Source organism: Streptomyces sp. NPDC037100, from assembly GCF_055606225.1.
This window is the reverse complement of sequence record NZ_JBVJSX010000011.1, coordinates 129,850-153,650: the sequence shown is the minus strand read 5'-3', so window position 1 is coordinate 153,650 and position 23,801 is coordinate 129,850. Positions and strand designations below refer to the sequence as shown.

The following is a 23,801-nucleotide window of genomic DNA, read 5'->3' as shown; positions in this document are numbered from 1 at the left end:
GGACGACGGGCTGCGGCCGGCTCGGGGCAACCGACCGGCCGCCCATGGAAATCCGTCGACCGCGGCCACCCACACGCAGGTCCTGGCCAGTAATCTCGGCGTTCATGGAGCAGAGGCATCTCGGCCGCACCGGCCTTCGTGTGTCCCGCATCGGGCTCGGCACCCTGACCTGGGGGCGGGACACCGACGAGCACGACGCCGCGGACCTGATGAAGACGTTCTGGGAAGCGGGCGGGACCCTCGTCGACACCGCGGACGTGTACGGGGACGGTGAGGCCGAGTACCTGCTCGGCAGGCTCATGGAAGGCCTGGTGCCCCGCCGGGACCTGGTCATTTCGACCAAGGCCGGCAGCGTGCCGGACCCCGACCGCCGCTTCGACGGCTCCCGTGGTCATCTGCTCTCCGCGCTGGACGCCTCGCTCTCCCGGCTCGGCACGGACCACGTCGACCTGTGGCATGTGCACGCTTTCGACCCGGACACCCCGCTGGAGGAGACTCTCCAGGCCCTCGATCTGGCGGTCTCCAGCGGGCGTGCCCGGTATGCCGCCGTCTCCAACTTCTGCGGCTGGCAGCTGGCCAAGGCCGCGACCTGGCAGTTGGCCGCCCCCGGCACCCGGACCCGCCTGGCCGGTACACAGCTGGAGTACTCCCTGCTCCAGCGCGGAGTGGAACGGGAGGTGCTGCCGGCCGCGCTGGACCTGGGCATAGGACTGCTGCCCTCCTCGCCGCTCGGTCGCGGCGTGCTGACGGGCAAGTACCGGGGCGACACGATGCCGCCGGACTCGCGTGGCGCCTCGGAGCACCTCGCGCCCTTCGTCGCGCCGTACCTCGACGACACGGCGAGCCGCATCGTGGACGCCGTGGCGACCGCGGCCGACGGGCTGGCGGTGACGCCGCTCCAGGTCGCCCTGGCGTGGGTGCGCGACCGGCCCGGCGTGGCCGCCCCGATCGTCGGCGCGCGCAACGCGCAGCAGCTCACGGCGGCATTGTCAGTGGAGACCCTTAGTCTTCCTGACGAGATCTGCCGGGCGCTCGACGATGTGTCGGTGCCCGTGCACCGCTATCCCGATCACGACTGGAGCACGCTGTGAGCACGGAGCCCGAGACCACGGAGAACGCCGAGCCGGGGACGCCGGGCGCCGAGGTCACACCGGCCGACGGGGGTGGCAGTGCCGAAGAGACCGGTGCCGGGCACGCGCCCGACACCGCGGGCGACGACGCGGGCGCAGGGGAGATGTCCGAGGCGGAGAGCGGCGACGGGGGCCCCGGGGCCGACACAGGAGACGGTGACGGGGGCGCGGGGCAGGCCGAGGCCGAGAGCGGTGACGCGGGCGCCGGGTCCGACACCGGGGGCGCGGGGCAGGCCGAGGCCGGGAGCGGTGACGCGGGCGCCGGGCAGGACGAGACCGGGAGCGGTGACGCGGGCGCCGGGTCCGACACCGGGGGCGCGGGGCAGGACGAGGCCGAGAGCGGTGACGCGGGCGCCGGGCAGGACGAGACCGGGAGCGGTGACGCGGGCGCCGGGCAGGCCGAGGCCGGGAGCGGTGACGCGGGCGCCGGGTCCGACACCGGGGGCGCGGGGCAGGCCGAGGCCGAGAGCGGTGACGCGGGCGCCGGGCAGGACGAGACCGGGAGCGGTGACGCGGGCGCCGGGTCCGACACCGGGGGCGCGGGGCAGGCCGAGACCGGGAGCGGTGACGCGGGCGCCGGGTCCGACACCGGGGGCGCGGGGCAGGCCGAGACCGGGAGCGGTGACGCGGGCGCCGGGCAGGACGAGACCGGGAGCGGTGACGCGGGCGCCGGGCAGGTGTCCGAGGCGGAGGCCGAGCTTCGGGCCCAGCAGGTCGAGCGGGAGCGCATCGAGCAGCGCAAGGCCGAGAAGAAGGCGCCGATCGAGAGCGGCACCAAGCTGAGCGGCAAGGCCGCCGATCTGCTCGCAGCCGTACGAGCCGTCGAGAGCGGCGAGAAGCCTGTGACCGCGGTGTTCGAAGAATCCCGGCCCGCTCCCCGGCGTCCCGCTCCCGAGCCGGAACGGCGGCCGCGGCCGGTGGCTCCCGAACCCGTCGCCGCGTCGGCGGCTCCCGCGCCGGAGGCGGTTCAGGCCGTCCGGCAGGTGCTCGGCGAGGGCGGCGCGCCGCAGGCGCTCGCACCGCAGGTCGCCGCGGCACTCGGCGAGGGTGCGGACGACCGACTGCGCGCCGACCCTTGGCAGTTGCTGCGCATCTCCGGCGTGCGTCCCGAGCAGGCCGACGGTTTCGCGCGGGCCCTGCTCGGCGCCGAGTGCGGCCCGGACGACGAGCGGCGTGGCCGGGCCCTCACCGGCTGGCTCCTGGAACAGGCGGCGCTGGCCGGGCACACCGCCCTGGAGATGCCCGCGCTCCTCGCCGCCCTGGCTCAGCGGGGTGTGCCGGACCCCGACGGCGCCGTGCAGGGCGCGATCGCGGAGGGCGAGGCTCTGGCCTTCCAGGACGCCCTGGAGGAGTCCGGTACTCCGGCCCGGACCGACGAGGACGGCGCGGAGGAGGACCAGGAGCGTCCGGTCCGTGTCCTGGTCGGGCTGGAGCGGTACGCGATGGCGGAGGAAAGCCTGGCCGACGGCCTGGCCCGGCTGGTCAACTCCGCACCCAAGCAGGACGGTTCGGCTGCGGACTGGGAGCGGGCCGCCGCCGCGGCCGAGGGGTCCACCGCGGAGCTGATCCGCGCGGTGGCCGGCCAGGGCCTGGTGCTGCACACCGGCGGGGAGGCGTCCCTGGCCGAGCCTGCGGCCCTGTTGAAGGCCGCGCGGTCTCTCGGACTGCGGGCCTGGGCGGCCACGCACGGCCCTGTCGGCCGCGACCGTTTCGCGGCTCTGCTGCGGAGGGCCGGCGCTCCGGCCGGCGAAGCGGCCGAGGCCTCCCGGCACCCGGGCGCGGCCGCCGGGGACGCGCCCGGCCGCCCCACGGCTGACACTCCCTCGGACATCGGCCGCCCCGAGGCTGACACTCCCTCGGACATCGGCCGCCCCGAGGCTGACACTCCCTCGGACATCGGCCGCCCCGCGGCTGACGCTCCCTCGGACCTCGGCCTCCCCCGGGCTGACGGTCCCTCGGACCTCGGCCTCCCCGTCGCCACCGTCTCCGGACTGCTCGCCGGCCTTGAAGGGCCCGGCCGGGACGCGGACGGGGCCTTCGATCTCGATCTGCTCGTCGTGCTCGACGCGCCTCAGCTGGATGTCGAGACGGCGGCTCTGCTGACCGAGTCGATGCCGGACGGTGCACGGCTGGTCCTGGCGGGGGATCCGGCGGTGCTGTGGTCCGTGGGTCCGGGCCGGGTGTTCGCGGACCTGCTCGCGGCGCGGATCTGCCCCCAGGTGGCCTCGCGACGGCCGGATCCCGGGCCGCTCGGCGAGTTGCTCTCCGGTGTCGGCATCGGCGAGCTGAACAAGGTCGAGGCTCCCGGCAAGGAGCTCGTGATCGTGCCCGTGCGGGACGCGGGCGAGGCCGTGCACCGGGCGGTGCAGCTCGTCGTGGACTCGGTGCCGCGGGCGATCGGTGTGCCGGCGGAGGAGACCCAGGTGATCACCCCCGGGCACGGCGGGGCCGTCGGGACGCGGGTGCTCAACGCCGCGCTGAAGGAGCGGCTCAATCCGGGCCCGGGCCGCTTCGGCGGCTTCGACCCCGGTGACCGGATCGTCCACTCCCCCGTGCCGGGGCGTGCGCTGCCGGGCCGGGTGGTGACGGCGGACGCCGAGGGGCTGCACCTGTCGTGCGAGGGCGAGACCGTCGTCGTCCCGAAGGAGCGGGTGGAGCAGTCGGTGCGGCACGGGTGGGCGCTGACCGTGCACCAGGCTGTGGGTAGCCGGTGGCCCGCGGTGGTCGTGGTGCTGCCCGGCGATGCGGCGCAGGCACTCAGCCGGCCGTGGGTGTACACGGCGTTCGGGCGGGCCGACCGGCATCTGTCCGTGGTGCACGGGGTGGAGCAGGCACTGCCCCGTGCCGTGGCCGAGGTTCCGGCGAAGCCGCGCACGACCCGGCTTCCGGTGCTGCTCGCGCCGCAGGTCAGCGACGTGTGACGGGGGTGGTGGCCAGGGGCCCGGGCCCCTGACCACCACCCCCGTGGTCGCCGACGTGCGCGCTCAGCGGCGGTCCGCGTCCAGCGGCTCCAGGTCCTCGTCCTCGTCCAGGTCGCCGCCGAGCTCGTCCTCCAGACCGTCGCCGTCCTCGTCATCGTCGACGTCGTCGATCTCGTCGTCGAAGACGGCACTGACGTCGAAGCGGCAGACCACCTGCTGCGGGTCGACCTGCTCGAAGGGCGCCTCCAGCCACTCGCCGGGATCGGCCGGCTCGTCCGCCGCCGTCACCCAGAGCGTGGAGTCGCCCTCCTCCAGCCCGAACTCCTTGTGCCGGGAGGCGATCTCGTCGGGCTCGAACTCGCCGAACAGCAGCCCGAGCGCGCCGTGCACCGTCCCGGAGGCCGGGGAACCGTCATCGCCCTCCGCGGCCTCGATCCGCCCTGCCTGCGCCAGCAGGCGCTGTGGTTCGGAGACGGCGTAGTCACGACGGATCAGTACGCTCAGCGCGTTGGGTTCCTCGGGGCCCGTGTACGGGGGCAGCGCGTCCTCCGCACCGGGGATCTCGAAGGGCGTGACCTCGTCGTAGCGGTCGTAGAGCAGTTCGTCGTACACCTCTGCGGCCGCGGCCAGCTGGTTGAACGCCTCGAACACGGCCGGGTCGTCCTCCCCCGACCTGCGTTCGACCGCGGCCAGGTGGCGGTCGAGCGCGGTCTTGACCGCCTCGGCGGCGGCGCGTACCTCGGCAGCGGTGGGCTGCGCAGCATCAGACATAGTGCAGACGCTATCCGTACCGGGGCCCAGCCCGCACAATAGATGCGATGCCGGAATACGAATTTGTCGACGTGTACGTGCCGCGCGGGGTCTCCCGCAAGGAAGCGGCACGTCTGCTGACGGACCACGCGGAGTACGGACACTGGGAGTTGCACCGTCTGAGCCTGCTGCGCGACGGCAGCCGCAAGGTGCGGTTGCGCCGGCGGATCATCCGCCAGGTGCGGGCCACGTGGTGAGCGAGGACGGGGCACGGGAAGAAAGCACATGACGGAACGGGCCCCGCGTCTGCGGGGCCCGTTCGTTCGCGGGGGTGTCAGGCCGAGGCGCGCGCCTTGCGGTAGAGGACCGCGCCCGCGAGCAGCGCGCCCGCGCCGGCCGGCAGGACCAGGCCGAGCGGCAGGTCGCTGCCGGTGCTGGCGAGCTGCGACTCGCCGTGGGGCTGGGTGACGAACCGGCCGCCCGGCTTGTTGCCGTGCGAGGAGCCGCCCGGGGTCTCGCCGCTCGTGGAGGGCGGGGTGGCGGGAGTGCCGGGGTGACCGGGCTCACCAGGGTGGCCGGGGTCCCCAGGATGACCGGGTTCCCCCGGGTTCCCAGGGCTGCCGGGGTTCCCCGGATTGCCGGGGTTCCCAGGGTTACCGGGTTCGCCCGGGTTACCGGGGTTACCGGGGTTACCGGGGTTACCGGGGTTACCGGGGTTACCGGGGTTCCCCGGATTGCCGGGGTTGCCCGGCCGGCCCGGGGCGTCGTGGCCGCCGCCACCGTTCGAGCAGTCGTTGCCCATGGTGGGGTTGGCGACGCCGATGACATCGACGCTGTTGCCGCAGACGTTCACCGGCACGTGGACCGGCGCCTGGACGTGGTTGCCCGAACCCACGCCGGGCGAGTCGGTGGCGTGCCCGCTCGCGTGGGAGCCACCGTGACCGCCGTGACCGCCGTGTGCACCCGACGGCGATCCACCGCCCTTGTTGGCGCACGAGTTGCCCACCGACGGGTTGAGCACACCGACGACGTTGACCGTGTTCCCGCACACGTTGACCGGCGCGTACACCGGCGCCTGCACCGAGTTCCCGGAGAGCACACCGGGCGAGCCCGACGCCGAACCCTGAGCGCCCGAGTCGGCGTGCGCGGAGCCGCCCGCGGCGGCGATCACGCCGGTCGCGGCCGCCACGGTCATCAGACCCTTGCGGGTGACCTGTCGCATTTACTGAATACCTGCCTTCGACCCTGTCTCGAATTCTTCTCGAATTCCCCGAAAGAAGCGTTCGGTCCCGGAGCGCATGGCATGCGCTCCGGGACCGATGGCTTTGGACTCCCCTCAGCGAGGGGGAAGCATCACTTGTTGATGCAGGTGTTGCCGAAGGCGGGGTTCAGCAGGCCGATCACGGAGACCGTGTTGCCGCAGACGTTCACCGGGACGTGAACGGGCACCTGGACAACGTTGCCGGACAGGACGCCCGGGGAGTGCACGGCGGCACCCTGAGCACCCGAGTCGGCGACGGCAAGGCCCGCGCCCGCGAGAACCAGCCCACCGGTGGCAGCCGCAGCAGCGACGACCTTCTTGATCATTATTCCTCCTAGTTGGCAAAGCGACCCATCTTGCGATCGCATTACCTGTAACGAGGAGGGAGTAATGAGGCTACGAGCTTATGGTCGCATTCACTCTTCCCAGTCCATTCCGTACGTGCGACCGAATACCGGCGTTTCGCAGCGGTGGTTCAGGACAAGTCGATGAATCGGTCGAGCACCCGCACGCCGAACTGCAGGCCCTCCACCGGCACCCGCTCGTCCACGCCGTGGAACATTCCGGCGAAGTCCAGCTCCGGCGGCAGCTTCAGCGGCACGAAGCCGAAGCCCCGGATGCCCAGGTCGTCGAAGGACTTGGCGTCCGTCCCGCCGGAGAGCATGTAGGGGATCGCCTTGGCGGTCGGGTCCTCGGCCAGCAGCGCGGACTGCATCGCCCCCACGAGCGCCCCGTCGAAGGTGGTCTCGACGGCCTTGTCGGCGTGGACGTCCTCGCGGCGCACGTTCGGGCCGAGGATCCGGTCGAGGTCGGCGAGGAACTCCTCCTCGTGGCCGGGCAGGAACCGTCCGTCGACGTGGGCGGTCGCCTCGCCCGGGATGACGTTGACCTTGTAACCGGCACCGAGCTGCGTGGGGTTGGCCGTGTTGCTCAGGGTCGCGCCGATGAACTTGGCGATGCCGCCGAGCCTGACGAGGGTCGACTCCATGTCCTCCGGGTCGAGCTCGGTGCCGAGCGCGTCGCCGAGCTCGTCGAGGAAGGCGCGGGTGGTCTTGGTGACGCGCACCGGGAAGTTGTGCCGCCCGAGCCGCGCGACGGCCTCCGACAGCTCGGTGATCGCGTTGTCCCGGTGGATCATCGATCCGTGCCCGGCGGTGCCGGCCACGGTGAGCTTCATCCAGTGCATGCCCTTCTCGGCCGTCTGGATCATGTAGAGCCGCCGCTGCTCGCTGACGGTGAACGAGAAACCGCCCACCTCGCTGATCGCCTCGGTGACGCCCTCGAAGAGGTCGGGGTGGTTGCGCACGAGGTGCTTGGCGCCGTAGGTGCCGCCCGCCTCCTCGTCGGCGAGGAACGCGAGGACGATGTCGCGCGGGGGCTTGCGCCCGCTGCGCAGCCGGTCGCGGACGACCGCGAGGGTCATCGCGTCCATATCCTTCATGTCGACGGCCCCGCGGCCCCACACGCAGCCGTCGGCGACCTCGCCGGAGAAGGGGTGGTGGGTCCAGTCGTCGGCGTTGGCCGGTACGACGTCGGTGTGGCCGTGGATGAGGAGCGCGGGCCGGGAGGGGTCCTCGCCCTCGATCCGGGCCACCGTGGAGGCGCGGCCCGGGTGGGACTCGAAGATCTGCGGTTCGAGCCCGACCTCGGCGAGCTTCTCGGCGACGTACTCGGCCGCCTTGCGCTCGCCCGGACCCGAGTGGTCGCCGTAGTTGCTGGTGTCGATCTGGATCAGCTCGCGGCAGAGGTCCACGACCTCGTCCTCGCCGGTGACGCTCCTGGCCGTGTCCGTCTCGCTCACGTGCTTCCTCCCGGTGTCACTGCTGGTGGGTCCCCCCTCATCCTCTCTCTCCCCGGCCCGCACCCCAAGAGCGCTCCCGGCCCGTCACACGCCGTTCACGCCTCACCGGGGTGCGGACGGGGGGTGATCGGCCACCCCTGAAAGCCTGGTAATGTTTACGTCGTCGCCGCGGGGAGAACCCACGCGACAGACACCTTGTCCGGGTGGCGGAATGGCAGACGCGCTAGCTTGAGGTGCTAGTGCCCTTTATCGGGCGTGGGGGTTCAAGTCCCCCCTCGGACACATGAAACTGAGGGCCGTGACCGCGAGGTCACGGCCCTCGGGCGTTTCCGCGGAGAGGTGACCATGACCAGGCGTTCCTGCCCGTGCGGGCTCCCCGAGGCGTACGAGGCGTGCTGCGGCCGTTACCACTCGGGGTCCGCCGCAGCGCCGACCGCCGAGGCGTTGATGCGGTCGCGGTACTGCGCCTTCGTGCGGGGCGACGCCGGGTATCTGCTGCGCACCTGGCATCCGCGGACGCGGCCGGGACAGCTGGAGCTGGATCCGGGGATGCGGTGGACCGGGCTGGAGATCCTGGGCGCGAGCGGCGGCTCGGCGTTCCACTCCACCGGGACCGTGGAGTTCCGGGCGTCGTACCGGGGCGGGGCGCTGCACGAGCGGAGCCGGTTCGAGCGGGTCGACGGGGCCTGGGTGTACGTCGACGGGGAGTTTCCGGCGTAGCGGCGGCAACGGCGGGACGACGGGGAGCCCAGGCGCAGCGGGGGCAACGGAGGCACGGCGGGGAGTTCCCGGCGGCGCCGGGGCTACGGCGCCAGGATGTCGAGTTCCTGGAGGGCGCCGACGGTGATCTCGCGGGTCAGTTCCTCCGCGCGGGCGGCGTCTCCCGCGCGGACCGCCTCGGCGACCTGGACGTGCAGGGTGACGGCGGCCGGGTCGGGGTCCTCGAACATCACGTCGTGCTGGGTGCGGCCGGTCAGGACCTCGGCGACGACGTCGCCGAGGCGGGCGAACATCTCGTTGCCGGAAGCCTCCAGGACGACGCGGTGGAAGGCGACGTCGTGCAGGAGGTAGCCCTCCAGTTTGTGGCCGCGTGAGTGGGCGACCATACCGAGGGCGCATTCGGTGAGTTCGGCGCACTGCTCCGCCGTGGCGTGCCGGGCGGCGAGGCCGGCCGCGACCGGTTCGATCGCCGAGCGCAGCACCGTGAGGGACCGCAGCTGCCGGGGCCGGTCCGCACCGGCCAGGCGCCAGCGGATGACCTGCGGGTCGTAGACGTTCCACTCGGACTTCGGGCGGACCGTCACGCCGACGCGGCGGCGTGACTCGACCAGGTACATGGACTCCAGGACGCGGACCGCCTCGCGCATCACGGAGCGCGACACGTCGAAACGCTGGGCGAGCTCGTCGGTGCGCAGGACACTGCCCGGCGGATACTCGCCCGCCGTGATCTCGGGGCCGAGGGTGTCCAGTACATGGCCGTGCAGCCCCCGGCCCGGTGTGCTCATGCACTCAGCGTACGGGGTAGATCACGGAGACAAAAAGTCAGACTTATTGATGACGGGCTCTTGAATTCGTCGTACCTAATGGGTTTCAGTTGCGTCGACATCACGTGTCGACCTCGGACAGCAGACAGTGAGGCAGCGATGAACACCCCCCACGTCGTCGTGGTCATGGGCGTAGCGGGCACAGGCAAGACCACCATCGGTCCCCTGCTCGCGGCCCGGATCGGCGTTCCCTATGCCGAGGGCGACGACTTCCACCCCCAGGCCAACATCGCCAAGATGTCGGCCGGTACCCCGCTCACCGACGAGGACCGCCTGCCGTGGCTCGACGCCATCGGCGCGTGGGCGCACGGGCGGGCCGGGCTCGGCGGGGTGGTCAGCTGCTCGGCACTGAAGCGGTCGTACCGCGACCGGCTGCGGGCCGCCGCACCCGGCGTGGTCTTCGTGCACCTCGCCGGTGACCGCGCGCTGATCGAGGACCGGATGTCGCACCGGCAGGGGCACTTCATGCCCACGGCGCTCCTCGACTCCCAGTTCGCCACGCTCCAGCCCCTGGAGGCGGACGAGGCGGGGGTCGAGGTGAACGTCTCGGGCAGTCCCAAGGAGATCACCCGGCGGGCGGCGCTCGCCCTGGAGGACCTCCCCGACCCCGTCCAGTAACCCCTGGCGGCCGCTCCTCCCTCCCCTACTCCCCCAACGCAAGGGAACCCACCCCGTGACCAGACTCAGCGTCGAGATGCTGGCAGCGGACGCACCCGAGCCGATCACCTCGGCCGGCCACGCTCAGCTGGGCATCGCCGTCCTGGCGGGCATCGCCGTCATCGTCCTGCTCATCACCAGGTTCAAGCTGCACGCCTTCCTGTCCCTGACCCTCGGGTCGCTGGCGCTCGGCGCGATCGCCGGGGCGCCGCTGGACAAAGTGCTCATCAGCTTCAGCACCGGCCTCGGCACCACGGTCGCCGGCGTCGGTGTGCTGATCGCCCTCGGGGCGATCCTCGGCAAGATGCTCGCCGACTCCGGAGGCGCCGACCAGATCGTCGACACCATCCTGGAGAAGGCCGGCGGGCGGTCGATGCCGTGGGCGATGGTGCTGATCGCCTCCGTGATCGGACTGCCGCTGTTCTTCGAGGTCGGCATCGTCCTGCTGATCCCGGTCGTGCTGATGGTGGCCAAGCGCGGCAACTACTCGCTGATGCGCATCGGCATCCCGGCGCTCGCGGGCCTGTCCGTGATGCACGGCCTGGTGCCGCCGCACCCCGGTCCGCTGGTCGCGATCGACGCCGTCGGCGCCGACCTCGGTGTGACGCTGGCGCTCGGTGTCCTCGTCGCCATACCCACCGTGATCATCGCCGGCCCGGTGTTCTCGAAGTACGCGGCCCGCTGGGTCGACGTCCCGGCCCCCGAGAAGATGATCCCGCAGCGCCCCTCCGAAGAGCTCGACAAGCGCCCCGGCTTCGGTGCCACGCTCTTCACCGTGCTGCTTCCGGTGATCCTCATGCTCGCCAAGGCGCTGGTCGACATCGTCGTGGACGACCCCGAGAACCCGGTGCAGCGCGTCTTCGACGTCATCGGCGCCCCCATGATCGCCCTGCTCGCCTCGGTGCTGGTCGGCATCTTCACGCTGCTGCGGCCAGCCGGGTTCTCCAAGGAGCGGATCTCGCCGCTGGTCGAGAAGAGCCTCATGCCGATCGCGGGCATCCTGCTGATCGTCGGCGCGGGCGGCGGCTTCAAGCAGACGCTGATCGACACCGGTGTGGGACAGATGGTGTTGGACGTCTCCAAGGACTGGGCCATCCCCGCGCTGCTGCTGGCCTGGCTGATCGCGGTGGTGATCCGTCTGGCGACGGGTTCGGCGACGGTGGCCACGGTCTCGGCGGCCGGTCTGGTCGCCCCGCTCGCGGCCGACATGTCGACCACGCACGCCGCCCTGCTCGTCCTCGCCATCGGCGCCGGCTCGCTCTTCTTCAGCCACGTCAACGACGCCGGGTTCTGGATGGTGAAGGAGTACTTCGGGCTGAGTGTCGGCCAGAACATCAAGACGTGGTCCGTGATGGAGACGATCATCTCGGTGGTCGCCGGCGGTCTGGTCCTGCTGTTGTCCCTCGTGATCTAGGAGTGCGGCGATGACGGCTCACCCCCTCTTCGACATCCGCGGCCGTACGGCCCTGGTCACCGGCTCCAGCCGGGGCATCGGACTCGCGCTCGCGCGCGGTCTGGCGGAGGCCGGCTGCACGGTCGTGCTGAACGGACGTGACAAGGACCGGCTCGCCGAGGCCGCCGCCGGGCTGCCCGGCGGCCGGGTGCACACGGCCGCGTTCGACGTGACCGACGGATCATCGGTGGCCTCGGGGGTCGCCGAGGTCGAGGAGCGGGTGGGCCCGCTCGACATCCTCGTCAACAACGCGGGCATGCAACTGCGGGCCCCGCTGCTGGAGTTCGGCGAGTCCGACTGGCACCGCATCCTGGACACCAACCTGACCAGTGCCTTCCTGGTCGGCCGTGAGGCGGCGCGCCGGATGACGGAACGCGGCCACGGGAAGATCATCAACATCTGCTCGCTGCAGAGCGAGGTGGTACGGCCCGGGATCGCGCCGTACGCCGCCACCAAGGGCGCGCTGAAGATGCTCACCAAGGGCATGTGCGCGGACTGGGGGCCGTACGGGGTGCAGGTCAACGGCCTGGGCCCGGGCTACATCGAGACCGAGCTGACCCGGCCGCTGGTGGAGGACGAGGAGTTCAGCTCCTGGGTGCGGCGGCGCACCCCCGCCGGGCGCTGGGGGCGTACGCAGGACCTGGTAGGCGGGGTGCTGTTCCTGGCCTCCCCCGCGGCGGACTTCGTCAGCGGGCAGGTGCTGTATGTCGACGGCGGTATGACGAGCGTGCTGTGACCTGCCGGGAGGCTTCGATGCGGGGTTGTGTGATTTACGGTCAGGGCGATCTGCGGGTGGCGGAGCTGCCGGTGCCTGAGCCCGGGCCGGGGCAGGCGCTGATCGCCGTGCGGTACGGCGGGGTGTGCGGGTCCGATCTGCACTACTGGCGGCACGGCGGAGTCGGTGACTTCCGGCTGAGGGAGCCGATGGTGCTCGGGCACGAGGTCGTGGGGACGGTTGTGGAATACGGCCCCGGTGCTGCGGGTCCGGCTCCGGGTACTGCGGTCGCCGTGCATCCGGCGACCCCGTGCGGGAGGTGTCCGGAGTGCGGGGGCGGGCGGCGCAATGTCTGCCGGGACACCCGGTATCTCGGGAGTGCGGCGCGGTTTCCGCATGTGCAGGGCGGTTTCGCGGACCGGGTGGTCGTGCCGTCCGGGCAGGTGCGGGCGCTGCCGGACGGGCTGGAGCCGCGGCGGGCGGCGCTGGCCGAGCCCTTGGCGGTCGCACTGCACGCGGTGCGGCGGGCCGGGGAGGTGGCGGGGCGGCATGTGCTGGTGACGGGCGCCGGGCCCATCGGGTGTCTGGTGGTCGCGGCGGCGAAGGCGGCCGGGGCCGCGCACGTCACGGTCTCGGATCTGCTGCCCGAGGCGTTGGAGTTCGGGCGGATCGCCGGGGCCGGGAGCGCCGTACGGGCCGATGATCCTGATGACCCTCGGTGGCCGGACGAGGTCGATGTGGCCGTCGAGGCGTCCGGGGTGGCCTCGGGGCTGGACGCGTGTCTGCGGCGGGTGCGGCGGGGTGGGGTCGTCGTGCAGCTGGGGATGTTGCCGGCGGGGCACAGTCCGTTCGCCGGGAACCTGGTGGTGAGCCGTGAGATCGAGCTGCGGGGGGCGTTTCGCTTCGACGGTGAGTTCGATGATGCGTTGGCGCTGCTGGCCGGCGAGCCGGCGTTCGACGGGCTGATCAGTGCGGTGGTTCCCGTGGGGGAGGCCGAGTCGGCTTTCGCCCTGGCCGCTGATCGGAGTCGGTCCTGCAAGGTGCTGTTGGATTTCGCGCCTTCGTCCTGACGGATTCCGTCGTCGGGCGGGTGCAGGTGCGTTGCGGTTGATCGCGCAGTTCCCCGCGCCCCTGAGGCGGCCAGCGACCGAGGGCGCCTCACAAGTGCAGGTGCGTCGCGGCTGATCGCGCAGTTCCCCGCGCCCCTGAGGCGGCCAGCGACCGAGAGCGCCTCACAAGTGCAGGTGCGTCGCGGCTGATCGCGCAGTTCCCCGCGCCCCTGAGGCGGCCAGCGACCGAGAGCGCCTCACAAGTGCAGGTGCGTCGCGGCTGATCGCGCAGTTCCCCGCGCCCCTGAGGCGGCCAGCGACCGAGGGCGCCTCACAAGTGCAGGTGCGTCGCGGCTGATCGCGCAGTTCCCCGCGGCCCTGGGGCACGGGAACTAGGGGCGCCATAGGGGGTGCTCTCGCTTCGCCCACTCTCTGCTCACCTTGCCTGTGCGCATGCCCCTCCTGGACTCGGGGTCCGCCAGAGCCATGCCGATGTGGCCGGCCAGGACGATGCCGATGGTGAGGGCCAGCCAGTCGTGGACGAAGGTGGCGCTGGTGCGCCAGAGCAGGGGGGTGAGGTGGGTGAACCACATCATCAGGCCCGTGGCGAGCATGACCAGTGTGGCGCCGGCGATCCAGGCGGTGTAGAGCTTCTGTCCGGCGTTGAACTTGGCCGCGGGGCGGGACGCGTGGCGTTTGTCGCGGTGCAGGGCAGCGCGCAGCCAGGTGCGGTCGTGCGGGCCGAAGCGGTTGAGGCGGCCGAGGTCGGCGCGGAACGCCCGGGAGGCGAGGCCGGCCAGGGCGGGGACGGGCAGGGCGAGGCCCGACCACTGGTGCAGGGTGACGACCAGGGCGCGGCGGCCGACGAGTTCGGCGAGCTGGGGGATGTAGAGGCAGGCCGCCGTGACGACGCAGACGCCCATCAGCGCGGCGGTGGTGCGGTGGATCCAGCGTTGCAGTGGGGTGAAGCGGCGCACTTCGGCCATGGCCGGCGGCGTGTCAGCTCGTAGGGTCATCGTCCCGTCCGTTCGAGCGGCCCACCCAGGCGTCGACGTCGTAGCCGCGCTCCTCCCAGTAGCCCGGCCGGACCTCGTCGGTGACGGTGATGCCGGAGAGCCACTTGGCGGACTTGTAGAAGTACATGGGCGCCACGTAGAGGCGGACCGGGCCGCCGTGCGAGTGGCCGAGGTCCTTGTCCTGCATGCGCAGGGCGACCAGGACGTCCGCGCGGCGGGCCTGGTCGAGGGTGAGGCTCTCGGTGTACGTGCCGTCGAAGCAGGTGAAGCGGAGGGCCTTGGCCGTGGGGCGTACCCGGGCGGCGTCCAGGAGCCGGGAGAGGCGGACGCCTTCGAAGGGGGTGTCGGGGACGCGCCAGCCCGTGACGCACTGGACGTCGCGGACCATGCGGGTCTGGGGCAGGGCCCTCAGATCGTCGAGGGTGTAGGTCGCGGGGCGGTCGACCAGGCCGTTCACGGTGAGGCGGTAGCTGTCCGCGTTCTTGCGCGGGACGGACGAGGCGACCGAGTAGTAGCGGAAGCCGCCTCCGTTGGGGAGCAGGCCGGTCAGTCCGGTGGGGTCCTTGTCGGCCGCGCCGCCGAGGAAGCCCTCCAGGCCGCGTTGCAGCGGAGGCGCGGCGACCACGCCGACGGCGCCCAGGGCGAGGGTGCCGAGGAAGACGCGGCGGCCGATCGGGGTGCCCCGCTCTTCGGGGTGTTCGTCGTTCACACCCTTGGATACGTCCTCGTTCACGTACTCATTCGAACACCCGCGGCCCCCGTACGACAGGGATCGCGGGTGCGCGTCAGACTTCCGTAACCACTTCTTACGGAAGCCGCCTCAGGCGGAGGCCGCCTTGTCGAGCTGGAACGCCTCGTTGCCGAGGCCGATCCGGGCGTGCTTCTCGGGGGCGCGGGCGCGCAGCACCAGGCCGAGGGCCACGCCGACCAGCGCGGCCAGGCCGATGATGCCGGGCAGCACCCAGCTCAGCGAGGAGTCGGGTCCGGCGCCGACCAGCACCTCGAAGTCCTTCACCGTGTAGCCGGCGATCACCAGCAGGGCGATGCCCGCCAGCGCGGACGTGGCCAGCCGCCAGGCCTGGGCACCGGCGGCGCCGCGGCGGACGAAGAAGACGACGACCGACAGGGACGCTGCCGCCATCAGCACGATCACGCCGAGGGCGCCGATGTTGCCGAACCAGGTGAAAAGCTGCAGGACGGGTGCGGTCGGGTCGCCGGCCGGCTTGTCGTCGGCGATCGCGAAGGCGGCCACGACCACCACGGCCACGACGGTCTGGAGCAGCGAGCCGGTGCCGGGGGCGCCGCTGTTGCCGCTGGTGCGGCCGAAGGCGGCGGGCAGCAGGCCCTCGCGGCCCATGGCGAAGGCGTAGCGGGCGACGACGTTGTGGAAGCTGAGCAGCGCGGCGAACATGCCGGTGACGAACAGGACGTGCAGGACGTCCGTGAAGGTGCCGCCGAGGCGGGACTCGGTGAGGAAGAACAGCAGCCCGGCGCTCTGCTTCTGGGCTGTGCCGACGATGGCGGCGGGGCCGGTGGCGACGGTGAGGGCCCAGCTGCTGAGGGCGAAGAAGACGGCGACCCCGCCGACGGCGAGGAACATCACGCGCGGCACCAGGACGTGCGGGCGGCTGGTCTCCTCGGCGTAGACCGGTGCCTGCTCGAAGCCGAGGAACGCGGCGATGCAGAAGCACAGGGCGGTGCCGACACCGGCGCCGGTGAGGGTGTCGGGGTTGAAGGCGTGCAGCGACAGGCCCTCCTTCCCGGGGTCGGCGAGGGCGGCCACGTCGAAGACGACGACCAGGAGCACCTCGATGACCAGCAGCACGCCGAGCACTCGGGCGTTGACGTCGATCTTGAGCCAGCCCAGCAGCCCGACGGCGAGCGCGGCCACGAGCGCCGGTATCCACCAGGCGATCTGCACGTCGGCGTAGGTGGCGAGGAGCCCGGAGACCTCGAAGCCGAAGATGCCGTAGATGCCGACTTGGAGCGCGTTGTAGGCGACGAGGGCCACCAGGGCGGCGCCGGCGCCGGCGGTGGCGCCGAGACCCCGGCGGATATAGGCGTAGAAGGCGCCCGCGTTGTGGACGTGGCGGCTCATCTCGGCGTATCCGACGCTGAACAGGATCAGGACGACGCCGAGGACGACGAAGAGCAGCGGCTGGCCGACGATGCCCATCACCGCGAATGTGGTGGGCATGACACCCGCGACGACCATGAGCGGGGCGGTCGCCGCGAGGACGGAGAGCAGCAGTCCCCCGGTGCCGAGCCGGTCGGCCCGCAGGGCACGCTCCTGCCCCTTGAACGTACTGATGCCGCCGGGGGCGGAGGGGCTCGTTCTCGAACTGTCGGTGGTCATCGGGGGAGCGTCCTCACTTGTCGGGTCAGGGGGGTCAGGCCGTGCCGAGCGCGGCGGCGCGGGCGGCGGCGAAAGCGGTGTGGGGGTCGCGGTCGGGGTACGACCAGGGAGCCGGTGTGGCGTGCCGGCCGATCCGGTGGAAGAGGGCGGCGGCCTCGGCCCCCCGTCCCTCGCAGAACTTGGCGTGGGCGAGGAAGTTCAGGTCGATCAGCCGCCGCGGGTGCCCCTCCAGCTCCCACTCCAGCCACCAGTCGAAGGCCGCCTTCATGACCTGCCGGGCGCGGCGGCCCGTCCAGTGGCCGGAGGCGGCCGGGTCGGCGGGTTCGTGTCCGGCGCCGGCCAGCACCCGGTAGCGCTCGGCGTGCGCGATGACCGGCAGGATCGCGAGCGGGGAATCGGCGGGTGCCTGTTCGGCGGCCCAGTTGGCGAAGTCGTAGACCTCGTGCAGCGGGTCCGGGCCGGCCTCGGTGCGGCGGGATGCGAGCCGGGCGACCATCAGATGGTGGGCGTGGTGGTGGTCGGTGTACCGGCCCCGGACCGCCTCGAAGCTGCGGACGGCGTCCTCGTCGCTCCCGACCGCGCACTCCAGCATCAGCAGGCCCAGCCAGGGGGTGGGGTCGGCGGGGGCCCGGGCCGCGGCGGCCCGGCACGCCTCACGGGCGCGGTCGGGTTCACCCTTGCCGTGCAGCGCGCGCCGGACCTGGGCGAGGGCGAGCAGCACGGTGGCGTCGGCGGACTCGGGCTCGGCGAGCAGCCACTCCCGGGCCCACGCGGCGCAGGAGGACTCCCGGGCGAGAACGGTGACGCGGTGGCCGCGCCGGTCCCAGTCGTCCCCGGTGTGCACCAGCAGGGAACGGGCGTTCTGCCAGCGGCCCTGCGCCAGTGCGGCGCGCGCGCCCACGAGATCGGCGTCGTCGAGGGCCTCGTCGAAGGCCTGCGCCGCACGTCTGCGGCCACGGCCGAGGGGAGGCGGGGGTGGGGACACCGCGGAACTTCCTCACGCGCTCTTCTGGTGTTTCGGCTCACGGCGGCAAAGGGGGCGCGCATGTGCGCATCGCCATGGACTGATCACGCACAGCAAACCCCGAGCCAATGGTCGTCGTCAAGGGCCGCCGGGGCGTTACACGCGTCAACTGCCGTTACTTGTGAGGATTTTGCGATCCGAGAGGGCGGAGGGGCATGGGTGACCCGCATCCGTTTTTCCCGTTACGTCCTTTGTGACGTACGTCATAGCGTGGGCTGTCGCCGCCCCCGACGATGGCATGACGTACGGGCGCGCCGGGTGGAGTCGGCCGGTACAGTCGGCCCCTACGCAACCGTGACCCGACCTGACGATCGAGGTACACCGCGTGTCGGTTCTTGTCCTGGCGCTCGCCCTGGGTGCCGCCTGCTGTCTCGGCTTCGGCTTCGTCCTCCAGCAGAACGCGGCCCAGCGGGCCCCGCTGAGCGATTTCCTCTCCTTCCGGCTGCTGCTCGACCTCATGAAGGTGCCCCGCTGGCTCGGCGGCATCGCGCTGATGGTGGTCGGCATGGGCCTGGGCGCCGCCGCACTGGGGCAGGGCGAGCTGTCACTGGTGGAACCGCTGCTGGCGACGAACCTGCTCTTCGCGCTGGCGCTCTCCCGCAAGCAGAGCCGGCAGCCGCTGGGCCGCCAGGGGTGGACGGGCCTCTTCCTGCTGGCCGGCGGCGTGACCGCGTTCATCGTTGCGGGCCGGCCGGAGGGCGGGGCGGCGACCGCCGATCCGGTGCGGCAGTGGCTGATCATCGGAATCATGATCGGGCTCGCCCTGCTGCTCACGACGCGCGGCAAGCGGTCCCGGCTGAGCTCGGGTCCGGCGCTGCTGGCCCTGGCCGCCGGGCTGCTGTACGGCGTGCAGGACGCGCTGACCAGGGTCAGCGGACAGAAGGTCTCCGACGGCGGCTTCGCGCAGTTGCTCACCGGCTGGGAGCCGTACGCGGTGCTCGCGCTCGGGGTCACGGGGCTGGTCCTCGTGCAGAGCGCGTTCGAGACCGCGTCCCTGCGCACGTCGCTGCCCGCCCTGACCGCGGCCCAGCCGCTCGCCGGAATCGTCTGCGGCGTCGGCTTCCTGGGCGACCGGCTGCGCACCGACGCGGTGGCCCTGAGCTGGGAGGCCGGGGGCCTGCTGGCCGTCGTCGCCGGGATCGTGCTGCTGGGCATGCATCCGGCGATGCCGCACGGGGCACCGGAACGGGCCCGTGTGAACACACCGGCGGTGAGCCCGGCCTCACCCTGAGGGCCCTTGCCCCGCCGGCCTTCGACGCCCTGCTTGGATGAGGGCATGAGCGCTGCTGACGAGATCCTCGACATCGTCGACGAGAACGACCAGGTCATCGGACAGTCCCCGCGCGGCGAGGCCTACGCCCTGGGTCTGCGCCACCGTTGCGTCTTCGTCCAGGCCCGGGACGCCGAGGGCCGGATCTTCGTGCACCGGCGCACCCCGGCCAAGCTGGTCTTCCCCTCCCTGCACGACATGTTCGTCGGCGGAGTCGTCGGCGCCGGCGAGTCCTACGACGCGGCGGCCCTGCGGGAGGCCGAGGAGGAACTCGGCGTGACGGGCCTGCCGCAGCCCCGGCACCTCTTCACGTTCCTGTACGACAACGGCTCCGGCCGGACCTGGTGGTCGGCGGTCTACGAGGTCCGCTGCGAGCTCCCCGTGCAGCCGCAGGTCGAGGAGGTGGCCTGGCACGACTTCCTGCCCGAGGCCGAGGTCGAGCGGCGCCTGGCCGACTGGGAGTGGGTGCCGGACGGGCTCGCGGCGTACGAGCGGCTCAAGGCGTTCCGGTCGGCCGGCTCGAGCGGGCCGGCCGGGGCTCCCGGGTAGGGTCGCGCACGTGATCGAGTTCGTACGGAACGTCCGGTTGTGGTTCGCGCCCGCGGAGGTCAGGGAGGACGGCGAGACACCCGACTACCGGTTCTCGCTGGCGAACGAACGCACCTTCCTCGCCTGGCTGCGCACCGCACTCGCACTGATCGGCGGCGGTTTCGCCGTGGACCAGTTCCTGCCCGACCTGCGCTGGGGATGGCGGGTCGGGCTGGCGCTCGCGTTGCTGGCCGCCGGGGTGCTGTGCTCCCTGCGGGCGGTCAACCACTGGGTGCGCTGCGAGCGGGCCATGCGCCGGGGTGAGGATCTGCCGGTGTCCCGGTTCCCGGCGCTGCTGAGCCTGGTCGTCGCGGTCGTCGCCGTCGCCATGGTCGTGGTGGTGCTGGTGGGGTGGGAAGGGTGAGCGCGCCGGCCGCCCGGCAGCGGGACCCCGACCGTGATCCCGGACTGCAGCCCGAGCGGACCCGGCTCGCGTGGCGGCGCACGACGCTGTCGGGCACCGTGGTCGCCGTGCTCGCGGTGAAGACGGTGCTGCACGGCGGGGCCTCCGCGGGCGGGATCGTCGCCTGCGCCGTGTGCTGTGTGCTCTGGCTGGGCCTGCTCAACGTCGCCCACCGGCGTATCCGCGCTCTCGCGACCGCCGCGAACCCCGCGGCGTTCGCGCCCCGGCACGCGACGGCCGCGGTGCTGTGCACGGTGGCGATGGCGGTGTGCGGCGCGGCCCTCGTCCTGTGAAGCACCCCGAGGTTCAGGCCCTCACTCCTCCTCGCTCTCCCAGTCCACCGTCACGACGATCTTGCCGCGGGTGCGGCCCTCCTGGTTCAGCCGGTGCGCATCGGCGGCCCGCTCCAGGGGGAACGTCTCGTCGACGTGAACGCTGACGACGCCCTGCTCGGCCAGGTCGGCCACACGCTGGAGATCCTGGGCGTCGGGGCGGACGAAGTAGTAGCGGCCGCCGTAGGTCACCACGTCGTTGTCGGCGATCGACACCAGGCGGCCCTCGGGCGCCAGCAGGTTCGCCGACACCTTCAGGGCGTCGCCGCCGACGGTGTCGAACGCCGCGTCCACGCCCTCCGGGGCCAGTCCGCGCACCCGCTCGCCCAGGCCCTCGCCGTACGCCACCGGCTCCCCGCCCAGGCCCCGCACGAAGTCGTGGTTGGACTCGCTCGCCGTACCGATCACCCGGGCGCCGAGGTGGACGCCGAGCTGGACGGCGATCGAGCCGACGCCGCCGGCCGCGGCATGCACGAGCACCGTCTCGCCCCGCTTCACCTGGAGCACCTTGACCAGCACCTGGTAGGCGGTGAGCCCGACCAGCGGCAGCCCGGCGGCCTCCTCGAAGGAGAGGTTGCGCGGCTTGCGCGCGAGGGCACGCAGGGGCGCGGCCACGTACTCGGCGAAGGTGCCGCGGGAGAGGAAGTCCTCGCGCACGTACCCGATGACCTCGTCCCCGACGCCGAACTCCGAGACGGCCACACCCGGCCGCACGACGACGCCCGAGACGTCCCAGCCGGGCACCACCGGGAAGACCGGGGCGAGGAGCCCGTCGAGATATCCCTCGCGGGCCTTCCAGTCGACGGGGTTCACGGACGCCGCCCGCACCTTGACCAGCACCGCGTCCGGGCCGACCTTGGGATCGCGCACCTCCCCGAACGCCAGCACCTCGGGACCGCCGTACCGTGAGTAGCTGATGGCCTTCATGGCTCCGACCTTCCGGGCTCGCCGGGCGGCACGCAAGCCGGATGGCCTGAACGAACCGGCTGAGACCTCCCCGGCCGCCGCACGGGGGGAGCCGTCGGCCTATCGTGGCTCCGATCACGTTTCGGTCCCGCTCTGGACGACATACCGACCGGTCGGCATCATGAGTCGGGAACTGTTCACCTGCCCGCTAGGAGCGACGCATGAGCCCCGACCATCCGCCCGGACTGGATCTCGAACGGTTGCGCGACCTGCTCGACCGCGAGCGGCCCGGCCTGGTGACCGGTCCGCTGTCCGGCCGGCTGATCGAGGGCGGACGGTCGAACCTCACCTACGCGGTCTCCGACGGCGCGTCCCGCTGGGTCGTGAGACGGCCCCCGCTCGGCCACGTCCTGGCCACCGCGCACGACATGAAGCGCGAGCACCGGGTGATCAGCGCGCTGCACCCGACCGCCGTGCCGGTTCCGCGGCCGGTGCTGCTGTGCGAGGACGAGGAGGTGCTCGGGTCGCCGTTCTACGTCATGGAGTTCGTCGACGGCACCCCGTACCGCACCGCCGACCAGCTCGTCCCGCTCGGGCCGGAGCGGACCCGGGGTGCGGTGCTGAACCTGGTCGACACGCTGGTGGAGCTGCACGCCGTCGACCCGGGCGAGGTGGGTCTGGCGGACTTCGGCCGGCCCGAGGGCTTCCTGGACCGGCAGCTGCGGCGCTGGGGCAAGCAGCTGGACGCGTCGCGCAACCGGGACCTGGACGGCATCGACGAGCTGCACGCCGCCCTCGGGCGCGAGCTGCCCCACTCCCCCGCCCCGGCCGTCGTGCACGGCGACTACCGGCTCGACAACGTGCTGATCGGCGAGGACGACCAGATCAGGGCGATCCTCGACTGGGAGATGTCGACGCTGGGCGACCCGCTCACCGACCTCGGCCTGCTGGTCATGTACAGCATGCCGCTCGGCATGCCCGAGTCCCCCGTCTCCACGACGGCCGAGGCGCCCGGGCACCCGGCGCCGTCGGAACTGATCGAGCGGTACGCCGCGCGCTCGGGGCGCGACGTCTCCGCGGTCTCCTGGTACACGGCCTTCGCCTGGTTCAAGCTCGCCGTGATCCTCGAGGGCATCCACTACCGCTACACGCTGGGCCAGACGGTCGGGCGCGGTTTCGACCGCATCGGCGACCTCGTCCCCGTCTTCGTCCGGCACGGACTGACCACGCTCCACGAAGGCCTCCAGGAGGGCTGATCCACATGGACTTCGCTTATGACGCGCGCACCGAAGAGCTGCGCGCCAAGCTCCTCGCCTTCATGGACGAGTACGTCTATCCCGCCGAGGCGGTCGCCCACGAGCAGCGCGAGCGGCTCGCCTCCCCGTGGGAGACCGTGCCGGTGGTGGAGGAGCTGAAGGCCGAGGCCCGCAGGCAGGGCCTGTGGAACCTCTTCCTGCCGGACTCCGAGTACGGGGCCGGGCTCACCAACCTCCAGTACGCGCCGCTCGCCGAGATCATGGGCCGCTCCCCGCAACTGGCGCCGACGGTGACGAACTGCGCGGCGCCCGACACCGGGAACATGGAGGTGCTCACCCAGTTCGGTGACGAGCAGCAGCAGAAGCAGTGGCTGGAGCCGCTGCTGGCCGGCGAGATCCGCTCGGCGTTCGCGATGACCGAGCCGGACGTGGCCTCCTCGGACGCCACCAACATCACCACGCACATCGAGCGCGACGGCGACGAGTACGTCATCACCGGGCGCAAGTGGTACATCTCCGGGGCGATGCACCCCGACTGCAAGATCTTCATCGTGATGGGCAAGACCGACCCGGACGGGGAGGACATCCGCCGCCAGCAGTCGATGGTGCTGGTGCCGCGCGACACCCCGGGCGTCACCATCAAGCGGGCCATGCAGGTGTTCGGGTACGAGGACCACTACCACGGCGGTCACGCCGAGGTGATCTTCGACCGGGCGCGCGTGCCGGTGTCGAACCTGATCGGTGAGGAGGGCGGCGGTTTCGCCATCGCGCAGGCGCGGCTCGGGCCGGGGCGGATCCACCACTGCATGCGGCTGATCGGCATGGCGGAGCGGGCCATCGAGCTGATGTGCCGCCGGGCCGTGTCCCGGACCGCGTTCGGGAAGTCGCTGGCTCAGCAGGGCGTGGTCCACAACTGGATCGCGGACGCGCGGGTGACGGTGGAGCAGCTGCGGCTGCTGGTGCTGAAGACCGCGTGGCTGATGGACACGGTGGGCAATCGCGGTGCGCACACCGAGATCCAGTCCATCAAGATCGCCACGCCGCGGGCGGTGGTGGACATCCTCGACCGGGCGATCCAGCTGCACGGTGCCGGCGGGGTGAGCCAGGACTTCCCGCTGGCGGAGCTGTACGCGGGGGCGCGGACGCTGATGATCGCGGACGGGCCGGACGAGGTGCACCAGCGGTCACTGGCGCGGCGGGAGCTGAAGCGGTACGTGTGACGCTGCGGGCGGCGGGGCCCGCCCCCGCCGCACCGCTCGCTCCTCACGGGCGGAGGGCCATGCCGGTTGTGGTCGAGGTGTGAAACTTCGCACGGTCTCGTGAACGGCCGTTTGGGTAGGGCGGACGTTTCGCGCGGTTTCCCGCCCCG

At 72.2% G+C, this 23,801-nt stretch carries 24 protein-coding genes and 1 tRNA gene; 15 read left to right on the top strand and 10 right to left on the bottom strand.

Going from position 1 to position 23,801, the window contains the following annotated elements; genetic code table 11:
• Positions 1 to 104 precede the first annotated feature (104 nt).
• Together ACZ7EG_RS31050 and ACZ7EG_RS31045 are read left to right on the top strand one after the other, a co-directional pair.
• Positions 105 to 1,091, top strand: a complete 987-nt coding sequence (locus tag ACZ7EG_RS31050; protein ID WP_471086089.1) for an aldo/keto reductase — start codon at positions 105 to 107, stop codon at positions 1,089 to 1,091.
• The gene (locus tag ACZ7EG_RS31045) at positions 1,088 to 4,051 is read left to right on the top strand and encodes a helix-hairpin-helix domain-containing protein (protein ID WP_471086085.1); all 2,964 of its coding nucleotides are present in this window, start codon (positions 1,088 to 1,090) and stop codon (positions 4,049 to 4,051) included. Before ACZ7EG_RS31050 ends, ACZ7EG_RS31045 begins: the two co-directional genes overlap by 4 nt.
• A 63-nt stretch (positions 4,052 to 4,114) precedes the next feature.
• Here ACZ7EG_RS31045 and ACZ7EG_RS31040 read toward each other — a convergent pair whose 3' ends face one another.
• Positions 4,115 to 4,822, bottom strand: coding sequence for a hypothetical protein (locus tag ACZ7EG_RS31040; protein ID WP_471086082.1), 708 nt, complete (start codon positions 4,820 to 4,822; stop codon positions 4,115 to 4,117).
• Between the two features lie 47 nt (positions 4,823 to 4,869).
• Between ACZ7EG_RS31040 and ACZ7EG_RS31035 the strand changes: the two genes are divergently transcribed.
• Positions 4,870 to 5,058, top strand: a complete 189-nt coding sequence (locus ACZ7EG_RS31035) for a DUF5703 family protein (protein ID WP_471086078.1) — start codon at positions 4,870 to 4,872, stop codon at positions 5,056 to 5,058.
• A gap of 77 nt (positions 5,059 to 5,135) precedes the next feature.
• On the opposite strand, the gene ACZ7EG_RS31030 is transcribed toward ACZ7EG_RS31035, so the two are convergent.
• The 3 genes from ACZ7EG_RS31030 to ACZ7EG_RS31020 form a co-directional block, all read right to left on the bottom strand.
• Complete coding sequence (locus ACZ7EG_RS31030) at positions 5,136 to 6,023, bottom strand: chaplin (RefSeq protein ID WP_471086076.1); 888 nt, start codon at positions 6,021 to 6,023, stop codon at positions 5,136 to 5,138.
• Between the two features lie 131 nt (positions 6,024 to 6,154).
• A complete protein-coding gene (gene chpH / locus ACZ7EG_RS31025; protein ID WP_030608446.1) occupies positions 6,155 to 6,388 on the bottom strand; it encodes a chaplin ChpH in 234 nt (77 codons plus the stop codon).
• A gap of 149 nt (positions 6,389 to 6,537) precedes the next feature.
• The gene (locus ACZ7EG_RS31020) at positions 6,538 to 7,863 is read right to left on the bottom strand and encodes a M20/M25/M40 family metallo-hydrolase (RefSeq protein WP_471086073.1); all 1,326 of its coding nucleotides are present in this window, start codon (positions 7,861 to 7,863) and stop codon (positions 6,538 to 6,540) included.
• A 197-nt stretch (positions 7,864 to 8,060) separates the two neighbouring features.
• On the opposite strand from ACZ7EG_RS31020, the gene ACZ7EG_RS31015 reads away from it, so the two are divergent.
• Positions 8,061 to 8,145: transfer RNA gene (locus tag ACZ7EG_RS31015), tRNA-Leu, on the top strand.
• Positions 8,146 to 8,208: 63 nt separating this feature from the next.
• Positions 8,209 to 8,583, top strand: a complete 375-nt coding sequence (locus tag ACZ7EG_RS31010; RefSeq protein ID WP_471086070.1) for a YchJ family protein — start codon at positions 8,209 to 8,211, stop codon at positions 8,581 to 8,583.
• Positions 8,584 to 8,666: 83 nt separating this feature from the next.
• Here the strand turns inward: ACZ7EG_RS31010 and ACZ7EG_RS31005 are convergent, their stop codons facing one another.
• On the bottom strand, positions 8,667 to 9,368 hold the full coding sequence (locus ACZ7EG_RS31005; protein WP_471086068.1) for a FadR/GntR family transcriptional regulator: 702 nt from the start codon (positions 9,366 to 9,368) through the stop codon (positions 8,667 to 8,669).
• A 138-nt stretch (positions 9,369 to 9,506) separates the two neighbouring features.
• Here ACZ7EG_RS31005 and ACZ7EG_RS31000 point away from each other — a divergent pair, with 138 nt between their 5' ends.
• The 4 genes from ACZ7EG_RS31000 to ACZ7EG_RS30985 are packed head-to-tail and all read left to right on the top strand — an operon-like array spanning position 9,507 to position 13,302.
• The gene (locus ACZ7EG_RS31000; RefSeq protein ID WP_471086066.1) at positions 9,507 to 10,025 is read left to right on the top strand and encodes a gluconokinase; all 519 of its coding nucleotides are present in this window, start codon (positions 9,507 to 9,509) and stop codon (positions 10,023 to 10,025) included.
• A gap of 55 nt (positions 10,026 to 10,080) precedes the next feature.
• The gene (locus tag ACZ7EG_RS30995) at positions 10,081 to 11,478 is read left to right on the top strand and encodes a GntP family permease (protein WP_471086063.1); all 1,398 of its coding nucleotides are present in this window, start codon (positions 10,081 to 10,083) and stop codon (positions 11,476 to 11,478) included.
• A gap of 10 nt (positions 11,479 to 11,488) precedes the next feature.
• Positions 11,489 to 12,253, top strand: a complete 765-nt coding sequence (locus ACZ7EG_RS30990) for an SDR family oxidoreductase (RefSeq protein WP_471086060.1) — start codon at positions 11,489 to 11,491, stop codon at positions 12,251 to 12,253.
• Between the two features lie 17 nt (positions 12,254 to 12,270).
• On the top strand, positions 12,271 to 13,302 hold the full coding sequence (locus ACZ7EG_RS30985; protein WP_471086057.1) for an L-idonate 5-dehydrogenase: 1,032 nt from the start codon (positions 12,271 to 12,273) through the stop codon (positions 13,300 to 13,302).
• A gap of 371 nt (positions 13,303 to 13,673) precedes the next feature.
• On the opposite strand, the gene ACZ7EG_RS30980 is transcribed toward ACZ7EG_RS30985, so the two are convergent.
• The 4 genes from ACZ7EG_RS30980 to ACZ7EG_RS30965 form a co-directional block, all read right to left on the bottom strand.
• Positions 13,674 to 14,297 carry a cytochrome b/b6 domain-containing protein gene (locus ACZ7EG_RS30980; RefSeq protein ID WP_471086054.1) on the bottom strand — a complete coding sequence of 208 codons (624 nt, stop codon included), beginning with the start codon at positions 14,295 to 14,297 and terminating at the stop codon, positions 13,674 to 13,676.
• Positions 14,281 to 15,006, bottom strand: coding sequence for a molybdopterin-dependent oxidoreductase (locus ACZ7EG_RS30975; protein ID WP_471086495.1), 726 nt, complete (start codon positions 15,004 to 15,006; stop codon positions 14,281 to 14,283). The genes ACZ7EG_RS30980 and ACZ7EG_RS30975 overlap by 17 nt, the downstream gene beginning before the upstream one ends.
• Positions 15,007 to 15,117: 111 nt before the next feature.
• On the bottom strand, positions 15,118 to 16,653 hold the full coding sequence (locus ACZ7EG_RS30970; protein WP_471086051.1) for an APC family permease: 1,536 nt from the start codon (positions 16,651 to 16,653) through the stop codon (positions 15,118 to 15,120).
• Between the two features lie 34 nt (positions 16,654 to 16,687).
• Positions 16,688 to 17,638, bottom strand: coding sequence for a hypothetical protein (locus ACZ7EG_RS30965; RefSeq protein ID WP_471086048.1), 951 nt, complete (start codon positions 17,636 to 17,638; stop codon positions 16,688 to 16,690).
• A 364-nt stretch (positions 17,639 to 18,002) separates the two neighbouring features.
• Between ACZ7EG_RS30965 and ACZ7EG_RS30960 the strand changes: the two genes are divergently transcribed.
• Genes ACZ7EG_RS30960 through ACZ7EG_RS30945 form a run of 4 tightly spaced genes read left to right on the top strand, consistent with a single transcriptional unit; the run spans position 18,003 to position 20,231 of the window.
• Positions 18,003 to 18,908: a DMT family transporter gene (locus tag ACZ7EG_RS30960; RefSeq protein WP_471086045.1), complete on the top strand. Its 906-nt coding sequence runs from the start codon at positions 18,003 to 18,005 to the stop codon at positions 18,906 to 18,908.
• Between the two features lie 45 nt (positions 18,909 to 18,953).
• Positions 18,954 to 19,496: an NUDIX hydrolase gene (locus ACZ7EG_RS30955; protein WP_471086042.1), complete on the top strand. Its 543-nt coding sequence runs from the start codon at positions 18,954 to 18,956 to the stop codon at positions 19,494 to 19,496.
• Positions 19,497 to 19,506: 10 nt separating this feature from the next.
• Positions 19,507 to 19,899, top strand: coding sequence for a YidH family protein (locus ACZ7EG_RS30950; protein ID WP_104778612.1), 393 nt, complete (start codon positions 19,507 to 19,509; stop codon positions 19,897 to 19,899).
• Complete coding sequence (locus tag ACZ7EG_RS30945; protein WP_471086039.1) at positions 19,896 to 20,231, top strand: DUF202 domain-containing protein; 336 nt, start codon at positions 19,896 to 19,898, stop codon at positions 20,229 to 20,231. Before ACZ7EG_RS30950 ends, ACZ7EG_RS30945 begins: the two co-directional genes overlap by 4 nt.
• Before the next feature lie 21 nt (positions 20,232 to 20,252).
• Here the strand turns inward: ACZ7EG_RS30945 and ACZ7EG_RS30940 are convergent, their stop codons facing one another.
• A complete protein-coding gene (locus ACZ7EG_RS30940; protein WP_471086037.1) occupies positions 20,253 to 21,197 on the bottom strand; it encodes an NADP-dependent oxidoreductase in 945 nt (314 codons plus the stop codon).
• Positions 21,198 to 21,397: 200 nt separating this feature from the next.
• Between ACZ7EG_RS30940 and ACZ7EG_RS30935 the strand changes: the two genes are divergently transcribed.
• Both ACZ7EG_RS30935 and ACZ7EG_RS30930 read left to right on the top strand, forming a co-directional pair.
• Positions 21,398 to 22,432, top strand: coding sequence for a phosphotransferase family protein (locus ACZ7EG_RS30935; protein ID WP_471086034.1), 1,035 nt, complete (start codon positions 21,398 to 21,400; stop codon positions 22,430 to 22,432).
• A gap of 5 nt (positions 22,433 to 22,437) precedes the next feature.
• The gene (locus ACZ7EG_RS30930) at positions 22,438 to 23,652 is read left to right on the top strand and encodes an acyl-CoA dehydrogenase (protein ID WP_031107879.1); all 1,215 of its coding nucleotides are present in this window, start codon (positions 22,438 to 22,440) and stop codon (positions 23,650 to 23,652) included.
• Positions 23,653 to 23,801: the final 149 nt, after the last annotated feature.

Bases quoted from the DNA above. Each gene is read 5' to 3' on its own strand.
- ACZ7EG_RS31050 (WP_471086089.1), top strand. From the start codon at position 105: ATGGAGCAGAGGCATCTCGGCCGCACCGGCCTTCGTGTGTCCCGCATC.
- ACZ7EG_RS31040 (WP_471086082.1), bottom strand. From the start codon at position 4,822: ATGTCTGATGCTGCGCAGCCCACCGCTGCCGAGGTACGCGCCGCCGCC.
- ACZ7EG_RS31035 (WP_471086078.1), top strand. From the start codon at position 4,870: ATGCCGGAATACGAATTTGTCGACGTGTACGTGCCGCGCGGGGTCTCC.
- ACZ7EG_RS31030 (WP_471086076.1), bottom strand. From the start codon at position 6,023: ATGCGACAGGTCACCCGCAAGGGTCTGATGACCGTGGCGGCCGCGACC.
- chpH (WP_030608446.1), bottom strand. From the start codon at position 6,388: ATGATCAAGAAGGTCGTCGCTGCTGCGGCTGCCACCGGTGGGCTGGTT.
- ACZ7EG_RS31010 (WP_471086070.1), top strand. From the start codon at position 8,209: ATGACCAGGCGTTCCTGCCCGTGCGGGCTCCCCGAGGCGTACGAGGCG.
- ACZ7EG_RS31005 (WP_471086068.1), bottom strand. From the start codon at position 9,368: ATGAGCACACCGGGCCGGGGGCTGCACGGCCATGTACTGGACACCCTC.
- ACZ7EG_RS31000 (WP_471086066.1), top strand. From the start codon at position 9,507: ATGAACACCCCCCACGTCGTCGTGGTCATGGGCGTAGCGGGCACAGGC.
- ACZ7EG_RS30990 (WP_471086060.1), top strand. From the start codon at position 11,489: ATGACGGCTCACCCCCTCTTCGACATCCGCGGCCGTACGGCCCTGGTC.
- ACZ7EG_RS30985 (WP_471086057.1), top strand. From the start codon at position 12,271: ATGCGGGGTTGTGTGATTTACGGTCAGGGCGATCTGCGGGTGGCGGAG.
- ACZ7EG_RS30980 (WP_471086054.1), bottom strand. From the start codon at position 14,297: ATGACCCTACGAGCTGACACGCCGCCGGCCATGGCCGAAGTGCGCCGC.
- ACZ7EG_RS30970 (WP_471086051.1), bottom strand. From the start codon at position 16,653: ATGACCACCGACAGTTCGAGAACGAGCCCCTCCGCCCCCGGCGGCATC.
- ACZ7EG_RS30955 (WP_471086042.1), top strand. From the start codon at position 18,954: ATGAGCGCTGCTGACGAGATCCTCGACATCGTCGACGAGAACGACCAG.
- ACZ7EG_RS30940 (WP_471086037.1), bottom strand. From the start codon at position 21,197: ATGAAGGCCATCAGCTACTCACGGTACGGCGGTCCCGAGGTGCTGGCG.
- ACZ7EG_RS30935 (WP_471086034.1), top strand. From the start codon at position 21,398: ATGAGCCCCGACCATCCGCCCGGACTGGATCTCGAACGGTTGCGCGAC.
- ACZ7EG_RS30930 (WP_031107879.1), top strand. From the start codon at position 22,438: ATGGACTTCGCTTATGACGCGCGCACCGAAGAGCTGCGCGCCAAGCTC.